12 protein-coding genes are annotated in these 14,609 nt (G+C 52.1%); 5 read left to right on the top strand and 7 right to left on the bottom strand.

The genetic code is table 11. The features are described 5' to 3' along the window. Position 1 precedes the first annotated feature (1 nt). Both DXU84_RS10290 and DXU84_RS10285 read left to right on the top strand, forming a co-directional pair. Complete coding sequence (locus tag DXU84_RS10290; RefSeq protein WP_158537030.1) at positions 2-2,443, top strand: fimbria/pilus outer membrane usher protein; 2,442 nt, start codon at positions 2-4, stop codon at positions 2,441-2,443. A 7-nt stretch (positions 2,444-2,450) separates the two neighbouring features. Further along, positions 2,451-3,434 (top strand): fimbrial protein, encoded by a 984-nt coding sequence (locus DXU84_RS10285; RefSeq protein ID WP_228388992.1) that lies wholly within the window; start codon positions 2,451-2,453, stop codon positions 3,432-3,434. A 105-nt stretch (positions 3,435-3,539) separates the two neighbouring features. On the opposite strand, the gene DXU84_RS10280 is transcribed toward DXU84_RS10285, so the two are convergent. Both DXU84_RS10280 and DXU84_RS10275 read right to left on the bottom strand, forming a co-directional pair. Further along, on the bottom strand, positions 3,540-4,055 hold the full coding sequence (locus DXU84_RS10280) for a hypothetical protein (RefSeq protein ID WP_013576974.1): 516 nt from the start codon (positions 4,053-4,055) through the stop codon (positions 3,540-3,542). 15 nt (positions 4,056-4,070) lie between these two features. Beyond that, complete coding sequence (locus DXU84_RS10275) at positions 4,071-4,397, bottom strand: hypothetical protein (RefSeq protein WP_112150979.1); 327 nt, start codon at positions 4,395-4,397, stop codon at positions 4,071-4,073. A gap of 656 nt (positions 4,398-5,053) precedes the next feature. On the opposite strand from DXU84_RS10275, the gene acnB reads away from it, so the two are divergent. After that, positions 5,054-7,651 carry a bifunctional aconitate hydratase 2/2-methylisocitrate dehydratase gene (gene acnB, locus DXU84_RS10270; protein WP_013576973.1) on the top strand — a complete coding sequence of 866 codons (2,598 nt, stop codon included), beginning with the start codon at positions 5,054-5,056 and terminating at the stop codon, positions 7,649-7,651. A 76-nt stretch (positions 7,652-7,727) separates the two neighbouring features. After that, the gene (gene yacL / locus DXU84_RS10265) at positions 7,728-8,093 is read left to right on the top strand and encodes a protein YacL (protein WP_013576972.1); all 366 of its coding nucleotides are present in this window, start codon (positions 7,728-7,730) and stop codon (positions 8,091-8,093) included. Here yacL and yddG read toward each other — a convergent pair. From yddG to DXU84_RS10240, 5 genes are all read right to left on the bottom strand, one after another. Then, entirely contained in the window at positions 8,083-8,973 is an 891-nt protein-coding gene (gene yddG, locus DXU84_RS10260) for an aromatic amino acid DMT transporter YddG (protein WP_013576971.1), read from the bottom strand. The two genes, yacL and yddG, sit on opposite strands and share 11 nt — an antisense overlap. A 103-nt stretch (positions 8,974-9,076) precedes the next feature. Then, a complete protein-coding gene (locus tag DXU84_RS10255) occupies positions 9,077-9,952 on the bottom strand; it encodes a hypothetical protein (RefSeq protein WP_131638356.1) in 876 nt (291 codons plus the stop codon). 430 nt (positions 9,953-10,382) lie between these two features. Continuing rightward, positions 10,383-11,177, bottom strand: coding sequence for an adenosylmethionine decarboxylase (gene speD, locus DXU84_RS10250; RefSeq protein WP_013576969.1), 795 nt, complete (start codon positions 11,175-11,177; stop codon positions 10,383-10,385). 28 nt (positions 11,178-11,205) lie between these two features. Next, a complete protein-coding gene (gene speE, locus DXU84_RS10245) occupies positions 11,206-12,081 on the bottom strand; it encodes a polyamine aminopropyltransferase (protein WP_013576968.1) in 876 nt (291 codons plus the stop codon). Positions 12,082-12,295: 214 nt separating this feature from the next. After that, positions 12,296-12,643 (bottom strand): YacC family pilotin-like protein, encoded by a 348-nt coding sequence (locus DXU84_RS10240; RefSeq protein ID WP_013576967.1) that lies wholly within the window; start codon positions 12,641-12,643, stop codon positions 12,296-12,298. Between the two features lie 210 nt (positions 12,644-12,853). On the opposite strand from DXU84_RS10240, the gene cueO reads away from it, so the two are divergent. Next, positions 12,854-14,458, top strand: coding sequence for a multicopper oxidase CueO (cueO, locus tag DXU84_RS10235; protein WP_153375609.1), 1,605 nt, complete (start codon positions 12,854-12,856; stop codon positions 14,456-14,458). The last annotated feature ends 151 nt before the right edge of the window (positions 14,459-14,609 follow it).

Genomic DNA, 14,609 nt, shown 5'->3' with positions numbered 1-14,609 from the left:
TTTGGGAACATCTGAAACACGCGCGGATGACCGTTTTAACGTTCAGGCACTGGAAATAGAACATCCGGGCGCGCCGGTGGATATATCGCAATTTTCCCGGGCTGGCGGGCAGACGCCGGGTGTTTACCGCGTGGATGTGCTGGTGAACAATGTGCCGAAAGGGCGGCAGGATGTGACGTTTATCGCCTTGAGGGATCTGACACTCTCCCCGCTTTTTACTCCGGCACAATGGCAAAATCTGGGACTCAGAACCCGCAGCATTCCGGCATTACGCGACTGGCCTGTACAAAAGCCGGTTGAGGATTTCACGCCGCTGATGCCCGGTGTTGTGAGCCAGTTTGACTTTTCCCGCCAGAAACTCCTGATCACCATCCCTCAGGGATTGCTCGACACGCTGGCAAGGGGCGCGGTCAGCCCGGAGTTATGGGATGAGGGAACGCCGGCCTTACTGCTTAATTACAACCTCAGCGGTGCCCGTACCTGGCAAAATTCAGGCGGCAGTGATCAGAGCCAGTTTCTGAGCCTGAGAAGTGGTGCCAACTGGGGCGGCTGGCGGCTGCGCAACTACAGCACCTGGCGTTACAGCCGCAACATTGACGGGCAATCGCAGCAGGACTGGGATTCGGCGTACAGCTTTCTCCAGCGCGATGTGCCGGTGCTCAAAGGGCAATTTATCGCGGGAGAAAGCACGACACCTGCGGATATTTTTGACAGTTTTACCTTTCGCGGCGTGCAGTTGTCTTCCGATGACAATATGTTGCCTGACAGCTTACGCGGCTTCGCCCCCGTGATCCGCGGTATTGCCCGAAGCAACGCGCAGGTGACGATTAAGCAAAACGGCATGGTGATCTACCAGACCTATGTGCCGCCCGGCGCTTTCAGCATCGACGACTTATACCCGACTTCCGCTTCCGGGGATCTGGAGATAACGGTCAGGGAAAGTAATGGCGAAGAGCGACATTTTACCCAGACATTTTCTGCTATCCCGATCATGCAGCGCGAAGGCCGGTTGAAATATGCCCTGACACTGGGGAAATACCGCACCTATCAGTCCGGGGGTGATGAACCTGAATTTCTTCAGGGATCACTGATTTATGGTCTGGGTTATGGCGTGACGCTGTTTGGCGGCAGTCAGCTGGCGCAGAACTATAAAGCGGCGAATGCCGGTATCGGCAGTATGGTCGGGGATTGGGGATCCTTGTCATTTGATACCACGCTGGCCAGCAGCGAACTGACGGACAATCACACAGAACGCGGTCAGGCATACCGGCTGCAATATGCCAAAAGTGTGACTGCAACAGGCTCAACGCTGTCGCTGGCAGGGATCCGCTTTGCCGGGGATTTTTATCATTTCAGTGATGCCAGTAACTGGCGTGAGGACGAAAGCAACGGAAATTACTATGGTCAGCCACGGGAACAGTATCGCCTTAACCTGACCCAGATGATCAACAACGGGCAGTGGGGATCGCTTTCGCTTTCGTGGTATCAGCAAAACTACCGACAGTCGCAAATTAATCAGCGCAGTCTGGGGATCAGTTACAACGTCAATATTGCCAGTATCGATTACGCCTTATCGGTATCGGATAACCGTACTTACGGCACTGAGAGCGATAAACAGATCGCCTTTAATGTCAGTATCCCCCTGGGTCGCTGGCTGTCAAACGCCTGGGCCACGGCTAACGTGAACAGCGCCAGTCACGGGCGGACGCTTTATCAGACCGGTATCAACGGCATGCTGCTTGAGGATAACAACCTCTCTTATGCCGTCAGTGAAGGTTATGGCACTCACGGGCAGGGAAACAGCGGTAGCGCCAGCCTGAATTATCTGGGCAGCGCCGCGCAGCTCAGCGGGGGCTACAACTACAATCAGGACACTCATCAGGTCAATTACGGATGGCAGGGCGCCATTGTGGGCCATCCCTTCGGTGTCACTTTCGCGCAGCCTCTTGCCAGCGATCTCTCTGCCATTGCCATTGTCCGCGCCCCGGGGGCGGCGGGCGTGAAATTGCAAAATAATACCGGCGTGTATACCGACTGGCGCGGCTACGCGGTGGTGAATTATCTCAGCCCGTACAAGCGAACCCGTGTGGCGCTGGATACCACATCACTGGACGAAAACGTCGATATTGACGACAACATCCTTTCCGTTGTTCCCACTGCCGGTGCCGTGGTTATGGCGTCCTTTACCACGCGGGCCGGTAGCAGATTATTGCTCAACCTTACCTATAACGGGCAGCCTGTGCCCTTCGGCGCAGAGGCGTTTGTGGTGGGCGACGAACGAAACCGCGCCATCGTCGGCGACCAGGGGCAGGTGTATCTCAGTGGCTTGTCGGATCAGGGCGCAGTCAGAGTGACATGGCAAGGGGGACAGTGCGAAGCACCGTTTACATTATCTGGTGCGCAAAAAGCGGCGGTCTCTCAGGCCAGCAGCGTATGTCGATGAGGTATTTATGAAAATGATGATACTGCTGGTTTGTCTGACCCTATTTTCTGGCAAATTATGGGCAGCCTGTTCTACCGCACCGGTAATGCCGCAGTCCTGGGATTTAAGTTCGGTTGCGGTAACATCCTCTTTGCCTGTTGGGGCGGATATTCCCGGAAGTCAGCATACTTTCAGCATCAGCGGTACTTGCGGTACAAACGGCAGCAACGAACTCTCCGGCGACCCGATCATCGCCTGTTACTACGGAAACGGTACAGAAATCGCGGGTTTCCCCGGCGTTTACTCTACCGGTGTCGAGGGCATCGGTATTGCCCTGACTAACTCCAGCGGACAACGTGTGGTTGGCGGTGGTGTAGGCTGCGATACGCGCAACACATCGCTGGGTAACCTGGACAGCAGTCTCAGCTATCAGATAGCTGTCACGTTATCGTTAGTCAAAACCGCCAATGACATTTCGGATACGGCACTGGCGCAAAGCCAGACCCGTTTCGGGCTGGGGGTGTATGGCAAATCCGGCCTCGGGGGCGGGGGAGCCAACACGCTCTCCTACACAGGCAATATCAATATCAGAACGGAAAGCTGCGATGTGCTGAATAACACCATTAATGTTTCTCTGGGCACGGTCTGGCCGGGGCTTTTTTCCAGTGCCTCCGCTGGCGGCGTCACGCCCGATGTCCCATTTAGCATCGAACTCAATTGTGATGCCGGGGCGAATGTGAATATCCGTATCGATGGCACTGCTGACGATTCGCTGGTCGCCGGTGTGATCAAAATCAGCAATGGTGCGGAAGGGCAGGCATCCGGAGTGGGAATTCAGATCCTGAAAGGCGATACCTCGCCTGTGAGCCTCGGACAACAATGGGCAATCACCCCTTCGGCCAGCGAAGGAAGCCTGAGTATTCCCTTTTTTGCCCGCTACTATCTCAACGGGCAAACACTCAGCAGCGGGAGTGCGAATGGCACGGCCACGTTTACGATGATTTATTATTGAGAAAGGTCGCCTTTGCAGACGACATGAAGTGAAGTTTGTTCTGATAAAACAGCCAGATATGTACGATAACCTCCCGGCGTGTCCGCACTGAGTGTCGGTTTCCGGCTATTTATCATCAAAATCATACTGCGGGCTGCTTTGGAATGAGGGGTAGGATCTGAGGTTTTTATTTTTTAAGCGTGCTTCTAACTCAGTCCTGGTTTTTAAGGGAAAGCTCTCATATTCTCTTTCTAACCGTATATTTCCGGCAGGTAAAAGAGCAAAAAGATCATTATGAAGTGTTTTAACTTGTTGGCTGTAGACGCTAACTTCTGTTAGTGCATCGTAGTAGTCAAATGCCCTGATCATAAACTGATGATGTTCATTCCCGGCACATTGATCGATTTGAGCGGTGCCAAGGTATAAAACGGCGATGCTTACCGTTCTTTTGTCATAATCTGCTATATCGGCTGAAGTAATAAAAGGCCGGGATTTCATTTCTGCCATACATTCCTCCAGTTTAGTGTTGAGATTATTGTAGGCTAAAAGATACTTATCACGGCTATATTCGATGTCTTCATTGATATGCGCAAAGCAAGAGAATGTCATCGTGAGCATAAGCATCAGAAGGTTTTTTTTCATTTTTAACGATCCCTGTTATTTAAACGTTTTTTCCATGCATTTCCAGAAGGCATGTTCTGTACCATGCGTTGTCGAAAATATCAGTTGTCTGTTTATTGAAAGGTAAATTTGGTTTTTCGCATATTGGTCAAATGCTTCTGCTGAATGAAAGAAACTGACAAAGTCTGTTTGGTTTATATAATAACTGCTTGCTAATGCTCCGTTTTTAACAAAAATAGAATACATAACGCCCGATGTGAGCAAGTATCTTCCTAAATTGTACAGTTCAAATTGTTTCCTTATAACTTGAATAGTTTTCCGGCTTTCATTTCCAAATGCCACATTACCATTGCATCCCATCATTTCAACACTCCTTAACTTTCATATTAAATATCAATAGTTAAACTGCCATCATAAATTTGGTGCATTAAATAAACCGGTAATTTTCTTCCTGAGTAATCAGTAATAAATCAATATTCAAAAACATATAGCGAAGTTGTTTTCCCGAGCAATAAGTATTTCCTGCCAATGTTGTGTTTTGCGATCCCAAGATGAGTCCGGGGGTTATAAGATTGCTTTTCACTCACTTTCTGTTCAGGAAGCACTGACCTGCCAGCACTTCGAAGATACAAACCGGCTGTCCTTTGGGGCGGTTTTTTTGTGTCTTTTTTCTGCATTTCCCACCGTTTATTCCCTTGTGTGATCAGGGTTGTTGTGATGATCTAGAAGGCGAATTGGGATGAACAGCCGATCCGTCTGTGCTCAACGATTCAGCAAAGATTTAATGTTGCTTTTATGTGAACGAATTAACAAGCGGGCAAAATCCTGCTATGCTGCCCGGGCGCTAAAGGGCACTGTGCTCAGGTTCAGGATGTGTCGTAAACCGACAAAGAAACAATCATACCCGCAGTGTCCCCGAGTCATCAGACCGTTTGAATTCCCCTGTCCCTACAGGCATGACGCGAGGCTGATGATGGAAGCCAGGCATAATAAATGACAATGAGAGCGAGGAGAAAGTCGTGCTAGAAGAATACCGTAAGCACGTAGCCGAGCGTGCTGCAGAGGGCATCGTCCCTAAGCCACTTGATGCTTCACAGATGGCAGCGTTGGTTGAGTCCCTGAAGAATCCGCCACAAGGCGAAGAAGACACTCTGTTAGACCTGCTGATTAACCGTGTTCCACCGGGCGTCGACGAAGCCGCCTATGTTAAAGCCGGATTCCTGGCTGCAGTCGCCAAAGGCGAAACTACCTCTCCGTTGGTCACTCCTGAAAAAGCCGTTGAACTGCTGGGCACCATGCAGGGCGGTTATAACATTCACCCGCTGATCGATGCACTGGATAACGAAACGCTGGCACCCATTGCCGCGAAAGCGCTGTCTCACACGCTGCTGATGTTTGATAACTTCTACGATGTGGAAGAAAAAGCACACGCGGGCAACGAACACGCGAAAAAAATCCTCCAGTCATGGGCGGATGCCGAATGGTATCTGTCACGTCCGCAACTGGCTGAGAAAATCACCGTCACTGTGTTTAAAGTGACTGGTGAAACCAATACCGATGATTTGTCACCAGCTCCGGATGCCTGGTCCCGTCCAGATATTCCTCTGCATGCGCTGGCAATGCTGAAAAATGAACGCGAAGGCATTCATCCGGATCAACCGGGCAGCGTCGGTCCGATCAAACAAATCGAAGAACTGAACAAAAAAGGTTTCCCGCTGGCTTACGTGGGTGACGTTGTCGGTACCGGTTCTTCGCGTAAATCGGCCACTAACTCCGTGCTGTGGTTCATGGGTGATGACATTCCTCATGTGCCAAACAAACGCGGCGGCGGTGTGGTGCTCGGCGGTAAAATCGCGCCAATCTTCTTCAACACCATGGAAGATGCCGGTGCCTTACCGATCGAAGTGGACGTGTCCAACCTGAATATGGGCGATGTTATCGACATCTATCCGTATAAAGGTGAAGTGCGGAATCACGAAACCGACGAAGTGCTCGCGACTTTCGAACTGAAAACTGATGTCCTGCTCGACGAAGTGCGCGCAGGCGGCCGTATTCCATTGATCATCGGCCGTGGTTTAACTACCAAAGCCCGTGAATCCCTGAAATTGCCGCAGAGCGAAGTGTTCCGCATTGCGAAACCTGTTGCTGCAAGCAACAAAGGTTTCTCGCTGGCGCAGAAAATGGTGGGGCGCGCCTGTGGCGTTGCCGGTGTTCGTCCGAACGAATATTGTGAACCCAAAATGACGTCCGTGGGTTCTCAGGACACCACCGGTCCGATGACCCGTGATGAACTGAAAGACCTCGCGTGTCTGGGCTTCTCTGCCGATCTGGTGATGCAGTCATTCTGTCATACCGCTGCTTATCCTAAGCCGGTTGACGTGACCACCCACCATACGCTGCCTGATTTCATCATGAACCGTGGCGGTGTTTCACTGCGCCCTGGCGATGGCATCATTCACTCCTGGCTGAACCGTATGCTGCTGCCGGACACTGTCGGCACCGGCGGTGACTCCCATACCCGTTTCCCGATCGGGATTTCGTTCCCAGCGGGTTCCGGTCTGGTGGCCTTTGCGGCAGCGACCGGCGTGATGCCTCTTGATATGCCGGAATCCGTTCTGGTGCGTTTCAAAGGCAAAATGCAACCGGGCATCACTTTGCGTGACCTGGTGCATGCGATCCCTTACTACGCGATCAAAGAAGGTCATCTGACCGTCGAGAAGAAGGGCAAGAAAAACCTCTTCTCTGGCCGTATTCTGGAAATCGAAGGCTTGCCGGAACTGAAAGTCGAACAGGCGTTTGAACTGGCGGATGCGTCCGCAGAACGTTCAGCGGCAGGTTGTACGATCAAACTGGATCAGGCGCCGATCAAAGAATACCTCAGCTCTAACATCGTTCTGCTGAAGTGGATGATCTCTGAAGGTTACGGCGATCGTCGTACCATCGAGCGTCGTATCAAAGGCATGGAAGAGTGGCTGGCGAATCCGACCCTGCTCGAAGCCGATGCGGATGCTGAATACGCGGCAGTGATCGAAATCGATCTGGCCGAGATCAAAGAGCCAATTCTTTGTGCGCCAAACGATCCGGATGATGCGCGTCTGCTGTCTTCCGTACAGAACAGCAAAATCGATGAAGTCTTTATCGGTTCGTGCATGACCAACATCGGTCACTTCCGTGCGGCGGGTAAACTGCTCGACAGCCATAAAGGCGCGTTGCCAACCCGCTTGTGGGTTGCGCCACCGACCAAAATGGATGCGGCTCAGCTGACGGAAGAGGGCTATTACAGCGTCTTTGGTAAGAGCGGTGCGCGTGTTGAGATTCCGGGCTGTTCACTGTGCATGGGTAACCAGGCGCGTGTGGCGGACGGCTCTACCGTCGTTTCCACCTCTACCCGTAACTTCCCGAACCGTCTGGGCAACGGCGCTAACGTCTATCTGGCTTCGGCGGAACTGGCGGCGATCGCCTCCCTGCTGGGCCGTCTGCCAACGCCGGAAGAATATCTGGGTTATATGGCGGAAGTGGATAAGACCGCAGTGGATACTTACCGTTATCTGAACTTCGACAAGCTGAGTGAATATACCGATAAAGCTGACGGCGTGATCTTCCAAACCGCAGTCTAAGTCGCTATATTTGCGCCAGTGTTGAAAGGGAGCTTCGGCTCCCTTTTTTATTGTGATTTTTTCAGAGGACTGCACCATGGATTACGATTTTTTGCGCGACATCACCGGTGAGGTCAAAGTGCGTTTTTCAATGGGCCATGAAGTGCTTGGTCACTGGCTGAATGAAGAAGTGAAGGGCGACCTGAGCGTGCTCGATAACGTCGAAGCGGCATTGAGCGATCTGAAGGGCAGCGAACGCCAGACGCAGATGGCCGGCCATGAATACACGCTGCTGTTAGCCGACGATGAAGTGATGATCCGTGCCAATCAGCTGGATTTCGACGGCGATGAGATTGAAGAAGGGATGAGTTATTACGACGAGGAGAGTCTGGCGTTTTGCGGCGTCGAGGACTTTTTGCAAGTCCTCGCCAAATACCGTTCTTTCGTGATGACTAACCGCTGAGTGACTTGCCCCGCGAGGCGGTCCAGCACAGCAGCGAACCGCCGACCACCATCAGCACGCCCGGCCAGAAACTGGCGCCCGGCAACGTATGCAGCCACAATCCGGCAATCAGAATCGATGACAGCGGCGTGAAATATGACAGCGCGGCCACCAGCGTCGCATTGCCTTTTTTCATCGCAATATCCCAGCACTGATACGACACTGCGGTCACCGCGCCCATCGCCAGTAATTCGAGAATGGCAGGTAATGTCAGGCTGATACGACTGGAGGAATACGTGAAGTAAAGCGCCCACAATACGCCGCCGGTTGCCAGCAGAAACAACGGCAGCACGCCTTTGCCTTTACACAATACGCGGACCAGATTGGAATACAGTGCCCACGACACGGCCGCGCCCAGTGCCAGACCGTAGGCCACCGGGTTGCCGCGCACATTGCGCATCATCTGGTGAATATCCAGCCCGTGACCGCCGCTGATTGCCCACAGCACTCCCGCAAATGCCAGCACCGCGCCCGGCCAGATCCACCAGCGGACACGTAATTTCAGCAGCGGAACCGCAAACAGCAACGTCAGACTGGGCCAGAGATAATTCACCAGCCCGAGTTCCAGCGTTTGCTGACGGGTATGCGCCAGACCGATCGCCAGTGAAAATGCCACCATATAAAAGATAAACAGCAGACCGCAGATGATCAGATATGCAGCAGATTCACCACGCAGTGACGGTTTGCCGCCGACCATCCAGACTAAAATTCCGCTGACAGTATAAATAGAGGCGGCCGCACCAAAAGGCCCCAGAGATTCGGACAAACTGCGGGTGAGCGCCACGCTCATGCTCCACAATAAAATGGCGAGAACGCCAGACAGTGTTGCAAAACGATCCATAAGAAAGGTAAGCCTCTGGAAAAGGAGACTTTTAAGATAAGCGATTGTTCCGGTTATTTACACCGGAACAATCCGCTTGAGAGGCGCTTATTGTCTGAAATCATCAGAAGTAGAAACCGGCTTCCAGACCCACGGTGGAAGTGGTGGTCGCGGGCTGATAATAGCCAACGGTGCGTCCGTTCAGATCACCCTGTTTCTCGTCCGACTTGCCGTATTTCTGATGCACATAACTGGCTTTCACAAAAACATCTTTGTTGATATTCCAGGTCAGGCTGGTAAATGGCGAAAGCCTGGATTTCGGCTCCAGCCAGACCCCTCCCTGATTGCTGTGCGTCCAGGTTTTAATCGGATACAGCGCACCGCCTTCCAGACTCAGACGTGAATCTGCGGTCATTTGCCAGTTCGCCCCCAGTGACGCTTTGGCGTAAGGCTGCAAAGACACTTCAACGGCGGTGTACTGCCGGGTGGTGTTTTGTGAGGCAATATACACATCGTCAGAGCGGATATTTCGCACCCACGCCTGGCCGCCGACAGCGCTTTTCATATCGAAAGACACACTGTCGGATGCCCGGTAACGGTAGCCACGGGTCATGTCCGCGCTGTAGCCGGTGTAATAGGTTTTGCCCTTCAGCGAGCCGTTCGGCACGTTGGCCTGATCGTCCAGCGTACTGCCTTTATAACGGACGATCCCGAACATCACGCTCATGTCCCAGGCTTTTAATAAGCCGCTTTGGGTATCGAGATAGTTATTGGATCCGAAATTAACGCGCAGGCGCGGGCCATGTTCAGCAACATATTTACCGTCCATATTACTGACGGATTCGTCCCACTTGTAATATTCGGCACCATAACTCACATAGTGCCGCATCCCTTCGGTATTGCTGCTCAACAAACTTTCCCCGGCCCGGGAAACCCCGGAAACCAATAAAGAACTCGCGACCAGCAAGCTGGATACGGTCTTTAATTTAATCATTTTCATGTTTTATTTCTACTTACGGGTGGATGGAGCTGGTTGCTTAGTAAGCAATAAGGGGATGCTAATGTCAGGAGGGGGATAATTAAAGTTATTTGTCTGTTTTTAGTAAAAAAGCGATCTTTTGATCTGCCATAAGCTAAATTATTGGTTATATAACAATTTTGTTTGACTTAATATCTGTATATTATTTCTTTAATTTGGCTTAAATAACAGATCCTTCATCGTTAAATTTAGCTTAAATAAAGATTTAATGACTGTTTTGATATTAATTTGTCTTAAGGAGTATAGCGGGTATTCATCCATGTAAATATATTTTACTTAAGTAATGCTTATTGAGTTTCAGGCGGGGGAATATTCAATATCAGAATTTGTCTATACAAAAGAAAGGCCGGACATTTCAAAAATGCCCGGCCTTTCCTTTATTCAGCTCTGATCAGACTGACGGCAGATTGCGACCGTAATAGATTTCCTGCATTTCCTTGTAGAGCAAATCGGTGATTTCTTTACGCTCTTGCGCGCTCAGTTCATCCGGTTTGGCATTAAACAAGTAATGTTTGAGATCGAACTCTTTCAGTAACATCTTGGTATGGAAGATGTTTTCCTGATACACGTTGACGTCCATCATGTCGTACAGCGCTTTCATATCCTGCGACATGAAGTTCTGAATCGAATTGATGGAATGGTCGATGTAGTGTTTAACGCCGTTCACGTCGCGGGTGAAACCCCGGACACGGTAATCGATGGTGACGATGTCGGATTCAAGCTGATGAATCAGATAGTTCAGCGCTTTCAGCGGCGAAATCACGCCACAGGTCGAGACTTCAATGTCAGCGCGGAAGGTACACAGCCCGCCTTCGGGATGGCTTTCCGGATAGGTATGCACACAGATATGGCTTTTATCCAGATGCGCGACCACGGAATTCGGCAACGGGCCCGGATGCTCGGTGGTATCGACATCACGCGGGTCCATCGGCTCTTCGCTCACTAAAATCGTCACGCTGGCGCCCTGTGGTTCGTAATCCTGTCGCGCCACGTTGAGGATATTGGCACCGATAATGGAGCAGGTTTCGGTGAGAATTTCCGTCAAACGGTTGGCGTTATATTCTTTGTCAATGTAGGCAATGTAGCCATCACGATCGTCTGCGGTTTTGGCGTAGCAGATATCGTAGATACAAAAACTCAGGCTTTTGGTCAGGTTGTTGAAGCCATGCAGTTTCAGCTTTTGCAATTTAGTTCACCCCCTTATGGATGCTGTATCAGCGTGCGGCTGACAGGGCATTCAGTAAATATTGCGGCAGGGCAAAGCTGCCGTGATGAATCGCCGGATTGTAATAACGGCAAGTTATGTCTGCGGCGTCGAAACGCGCCTGCAAGGTTTTGCTGTCAATCTGGCGATATTCCGGGCTGTTGGTCGCCCAGGCAAAGGTCATGATGCCGCCGTAATAGGTCGGGATCGCGGCCTGATAGAAACTGACATCACTGAAATAGTGGCTCAGTTTGGTGTGGCTGTTCACCGCTTCATCCTGCTGGAGGAAGCACACGCCATTTTGTGCCACGAAAATGCCGCCCGGATTGAGGCAACGGGCACAACCTTCGTAGAATGCCGACGTAAACAGGCTTTCTCCGGGACCGATGGGATCGGTGCAGTCGGAGATGATCACGTCGAAGGTTTCAGTGGTCTGATTAACGAAGTTCACGCCGTCGTCGATCACCAGTTTGAAACGCGGATCGTCATAAGAACCGGCATTATGGTTGGGCAGATACTGGCGGCAAAACTCCACCACGCCGGCATCAATTTCCACCATCGTGATCGACTCCACGCCTTTGTGGCGAGACACTTCGCGCAGCATTGCGCCGTCGCCGCCACCAATGATCAGCACCTTGCGGGCACTGCCGTGGGCGAACAACGGGACGTGGGTCAGCATTTCGTGGTAAATGAATTCATCACGCTCGGTGGTTTGCACCACGCCGTCGAGCGCCATCACGCGACCCAGCGCCGCGTTCTCGAAAATCACCAGATCCTGATGATCGGTTTTCTCTCGGTATAACTCTTTATCGACGCTGAAGTACTGGCCAAAATGGGCGTGCAGCGTCTCATACCATATTTCTTTGGATGACGAGTTCCGGGACATGTCGTTGTTTCTCCTGATCAATCGCAGCCATAAAAATGGGCGCACATGATAGCTAACTCTGCCTGTCCATGCACGGTTGAATTTCAGACAGGTAAATGTAGATTAAGTGTAGACGAGGCAGGCGTGGTGCGAAAAATCGGGGGACAGGGAGGAAAGCAAACAGGCTCCGGCATCAGAATGACGGAGCACACGGCTGAAAAACGGCTGACAGGATTCAGTTGGTGTAGGCCAGTAAACTCAGCGAGTCGCGGGCCAGAGACTTACATTTTGTCGGTTTAGGCACGGCGATCCCACTCAGATCACGGTAGCTTTCTTCGCCCATCGACTGCATGTTAAAGCTGTTGTAATTGCTCAGGTCCCAGCGGTTTTGCTGGGCGAAAAACACGATAGCCCGTTTGATTTGGGTGTTCGGCAGTTGTTCGTAACCGCAGTTATTTTTCAGATAAACGAAGACTGCCGTCAGATCCGCCAGATCTTCCGCTTCTGATTCACTCAGCGCCTGACTGGCGGAGGAGAAACCGAGCAGCGACAGTAATAACAAACACAGTGTTGTTTTTTTCATGGGTGTGTTCTTGTTCTTGTAGATTGAAAGTCAGAAGGACTTGGCTCACAGGCAGTTAAAAGGACGTTACCATATTTGCACTGAGCGGCACCAAATTTCTTTTACCGCTGAACCGCTTGACCTTCCCCTTAGGGGAAGGAATAGGCTGTCGTACTATTATGGCACGCCTGCGCCATCTGTCTGGTTATCACCCTTCAAAAGGACCGAAAAATGAACCGACGCGATTTCGTGAAGTGGACGACCCTGATGGGCGCCGCCAGTATGCTGCCCGGCTGGAGCCGCTTCGCGCTCGCCGCTGACCGCCCGGCATTGCCCATCCCGGCATTGCTCGAACCGGATATCCGCAGCGCCATTACGCTCACATTACAGCGCGGGCAGAGCCAGTTTCTGCCCGGCGTGAACACTGAAACCTGGGGCGTAAACGGTAATCTTCTCGGCCCCGCGTTGCGTATCCGTCGTGGGAAACCGGTCAGCGTCACCATCAATAACCGGCTGGATGTGGCCAGCACCGTTCACTGGCACGGGCTGGAAATTCCCGGTGACGTGGATGGCGGGCCGCAGGGATTAATCGAACCCGGCCAGAATCGCAAAGTCAGTTTGCAACTTGATCAACCCGCATCGACCTGCTGGTTCCACCCGCATCCGCATCAGACCAGCGGTTATCAGGTGGCGATGGGGCTCGCCGGGCTGGTGCTGATCGAAGATGAAAGCAGTGATCTGTTGCAGATCCCAAAACGCTGGGGCGTGGATGATATTCCGGTCATTTTGCAGGATAAGCGCCTGAACGACGCCGGTAAAATCGATTATCAGATGGACGTCATGACCGCCGCCGTCGGCTGGTTCGGGCAACACATGCTGACCAACGGCGCGGTGTATCCGCAGCACGGAATTTCCCGTGGCTGGGTACGTTTTCGTTTACTCAATGGCTGTAATGCACGTTCGCTGCACATCGCCACCAGCGATCAGCGGCCGATGTATGTCATCGCCAGTGACGGCGGTTTCCTGCCTGAGCCGGTGAAAGTCAGCGATTTGCCGCTGCTGATGGGCGAGCGTTTTGAAGTGCTGATTGATTGCAGCGATGGCAAAGCCTTTGATCTGGTCACGCTGCCGGTGAAGCAAATGGGCATGACGCTGGCACCGTTCGACAAACCGTTGCCGGTGTTACGCATTCAGCCGACGCTGACCCAAAGCGGCAGTTCATTGCCGGACACGCTGTTGCCGCTTCCGGCGCTGGTGTCAGTGGATAATCTGCCGACCCGCTGGCTGCAACTGATGATGGATCCGCAGCTTGATCAGCAGGGTATGGCGGCGCTGATGAAACGTTATGGCCACAAGGCGATGGCCGGCATGAGCATGGATCACGGCGGGGGCGGGATGGCCGCAATGCCGGGTATGTCCGGTTCCGGTCACGACGGTCATGGCGGTATGGCAGGAATGGACATGAGTCAATCGTCCGGTGGTTATGATTTCATGCAGGGCAACAAAATTAACGGCAAAGCCTACGACATGAACCTGCCCGCTTTCGATGTGAAACAAGGCCAGTATGAGAAATGGACCCTTTCGGGCGAAGGCGACATGATGCTGCATCCTTTCCATATCCACGGCACACAGTTCCGTATTCTTTCTGAAAACGGTCAGCCGGTCGCGCCCCATCGTCAGGGCTGGAAGGACATCGTGCGCGTTGAAGGCGCCCGCAGCGAAGTGCTGGTGCGCTTTAATCATCTGGCGGATAAACAACATGCTTACATGGCGCACTGTCATCTGCTGGAACACGAAGACACCGGCATGATGCTCGGCTTTACGGTATCCGCGTGATCCGGTTTACTGCTTTCCTTTCTGTAATTTCTTAAAAATCAGCGGCCGGGGGCGATCCTCCGGCCCGCCTCTTTCCCTTCCCTCCCGTTTCTTTCTTTGCCTGTGCTACTCCTTCGAACATCTATCTTTCAATTTGAAAGATTAAACTTTC

The sequence above is a fragment of the Rahnella sp. RcJ3 genome, from assembly GCF_009498575.1.
GTDB lineage: Bacteria > Pseudomonadota > Gammaproteobacteria > Enterobacterales > Enterobacteriaceae > Rahnella > Rahnella aceris.
Note: the sequence above shows the minus strand (reverse complement) of the source record. Positions and strands in the feature narration are given on the sequence as shown.

What these genes read in the sequence shown, in the direction of transcription:
- yacL (WP_013576972.1), top strand. Translation starts at nt 7,728, where the DNA reads ATGGATTACGATTTTTTGCGCGACATCACCGGTGAGGTCAAAGTGCGT.
- DXU84_RS10255 (WP_131638356.1), bottom strand. Translation starts at nt 9,952, where the DNA reads ATGAAAATGATTAAATTAAAGACCGTATCCAGCTTGCTGGTCGCGAGT.
- cueO (WP_153375609.1), top strand. Translation starts at nt 12,854, where the DNA reads ATGAACCGACGCGATTTCGTGAAGTGGACGACCCTGATGGGCGCCGCC.
- DXU84_RS10280 (WP_013576974.1), bottom strand. Translation starts at nt 4,055, where the DNA reads ATGAAAAAAAACCTTCTGATGCTTATGCTCACGATGACATTCTCTTGC.
- DXU84_RS10285 (WP_228388992.1), top strand. Translation starts at nt 2,451, where the DNA reads ATGAAAATGATGATACTGCTGGTTTGTCTGACCCTATTTTCTGGCAAA.
- yddG (WP_013576971.1), bottom strand. Translation starts at nt 8,973, where the DNA reads ATGGATCGTTTTGCAACACTGTCTGGCGTTCTCGCCATTTTATTGTGG.
- speE (WP_013576968.1), bottom strand. Translation starts at nt 12,081, where the DNA reads ATGTCCCGGAACTCGTCATCCAAAGAAATATGGTATGAGACGCTGCAC.
- DXU84_RS10275 (WP_112150979.1), bottom strand. Translation starts at nt 4,397, where the DNA reads ATGATGGGATGCAATGGTAATGTGGCATTTGGAAATGAAAGCCGGAAA.
- DXU84_RS10240 (WP_013576967.1), bottom strand. Translation starts at nt 12,643, where the DNA reads ATGAAAAAAACAACACTGTGTTTGTTATTACTGTCGCTGCTCGGTTTC.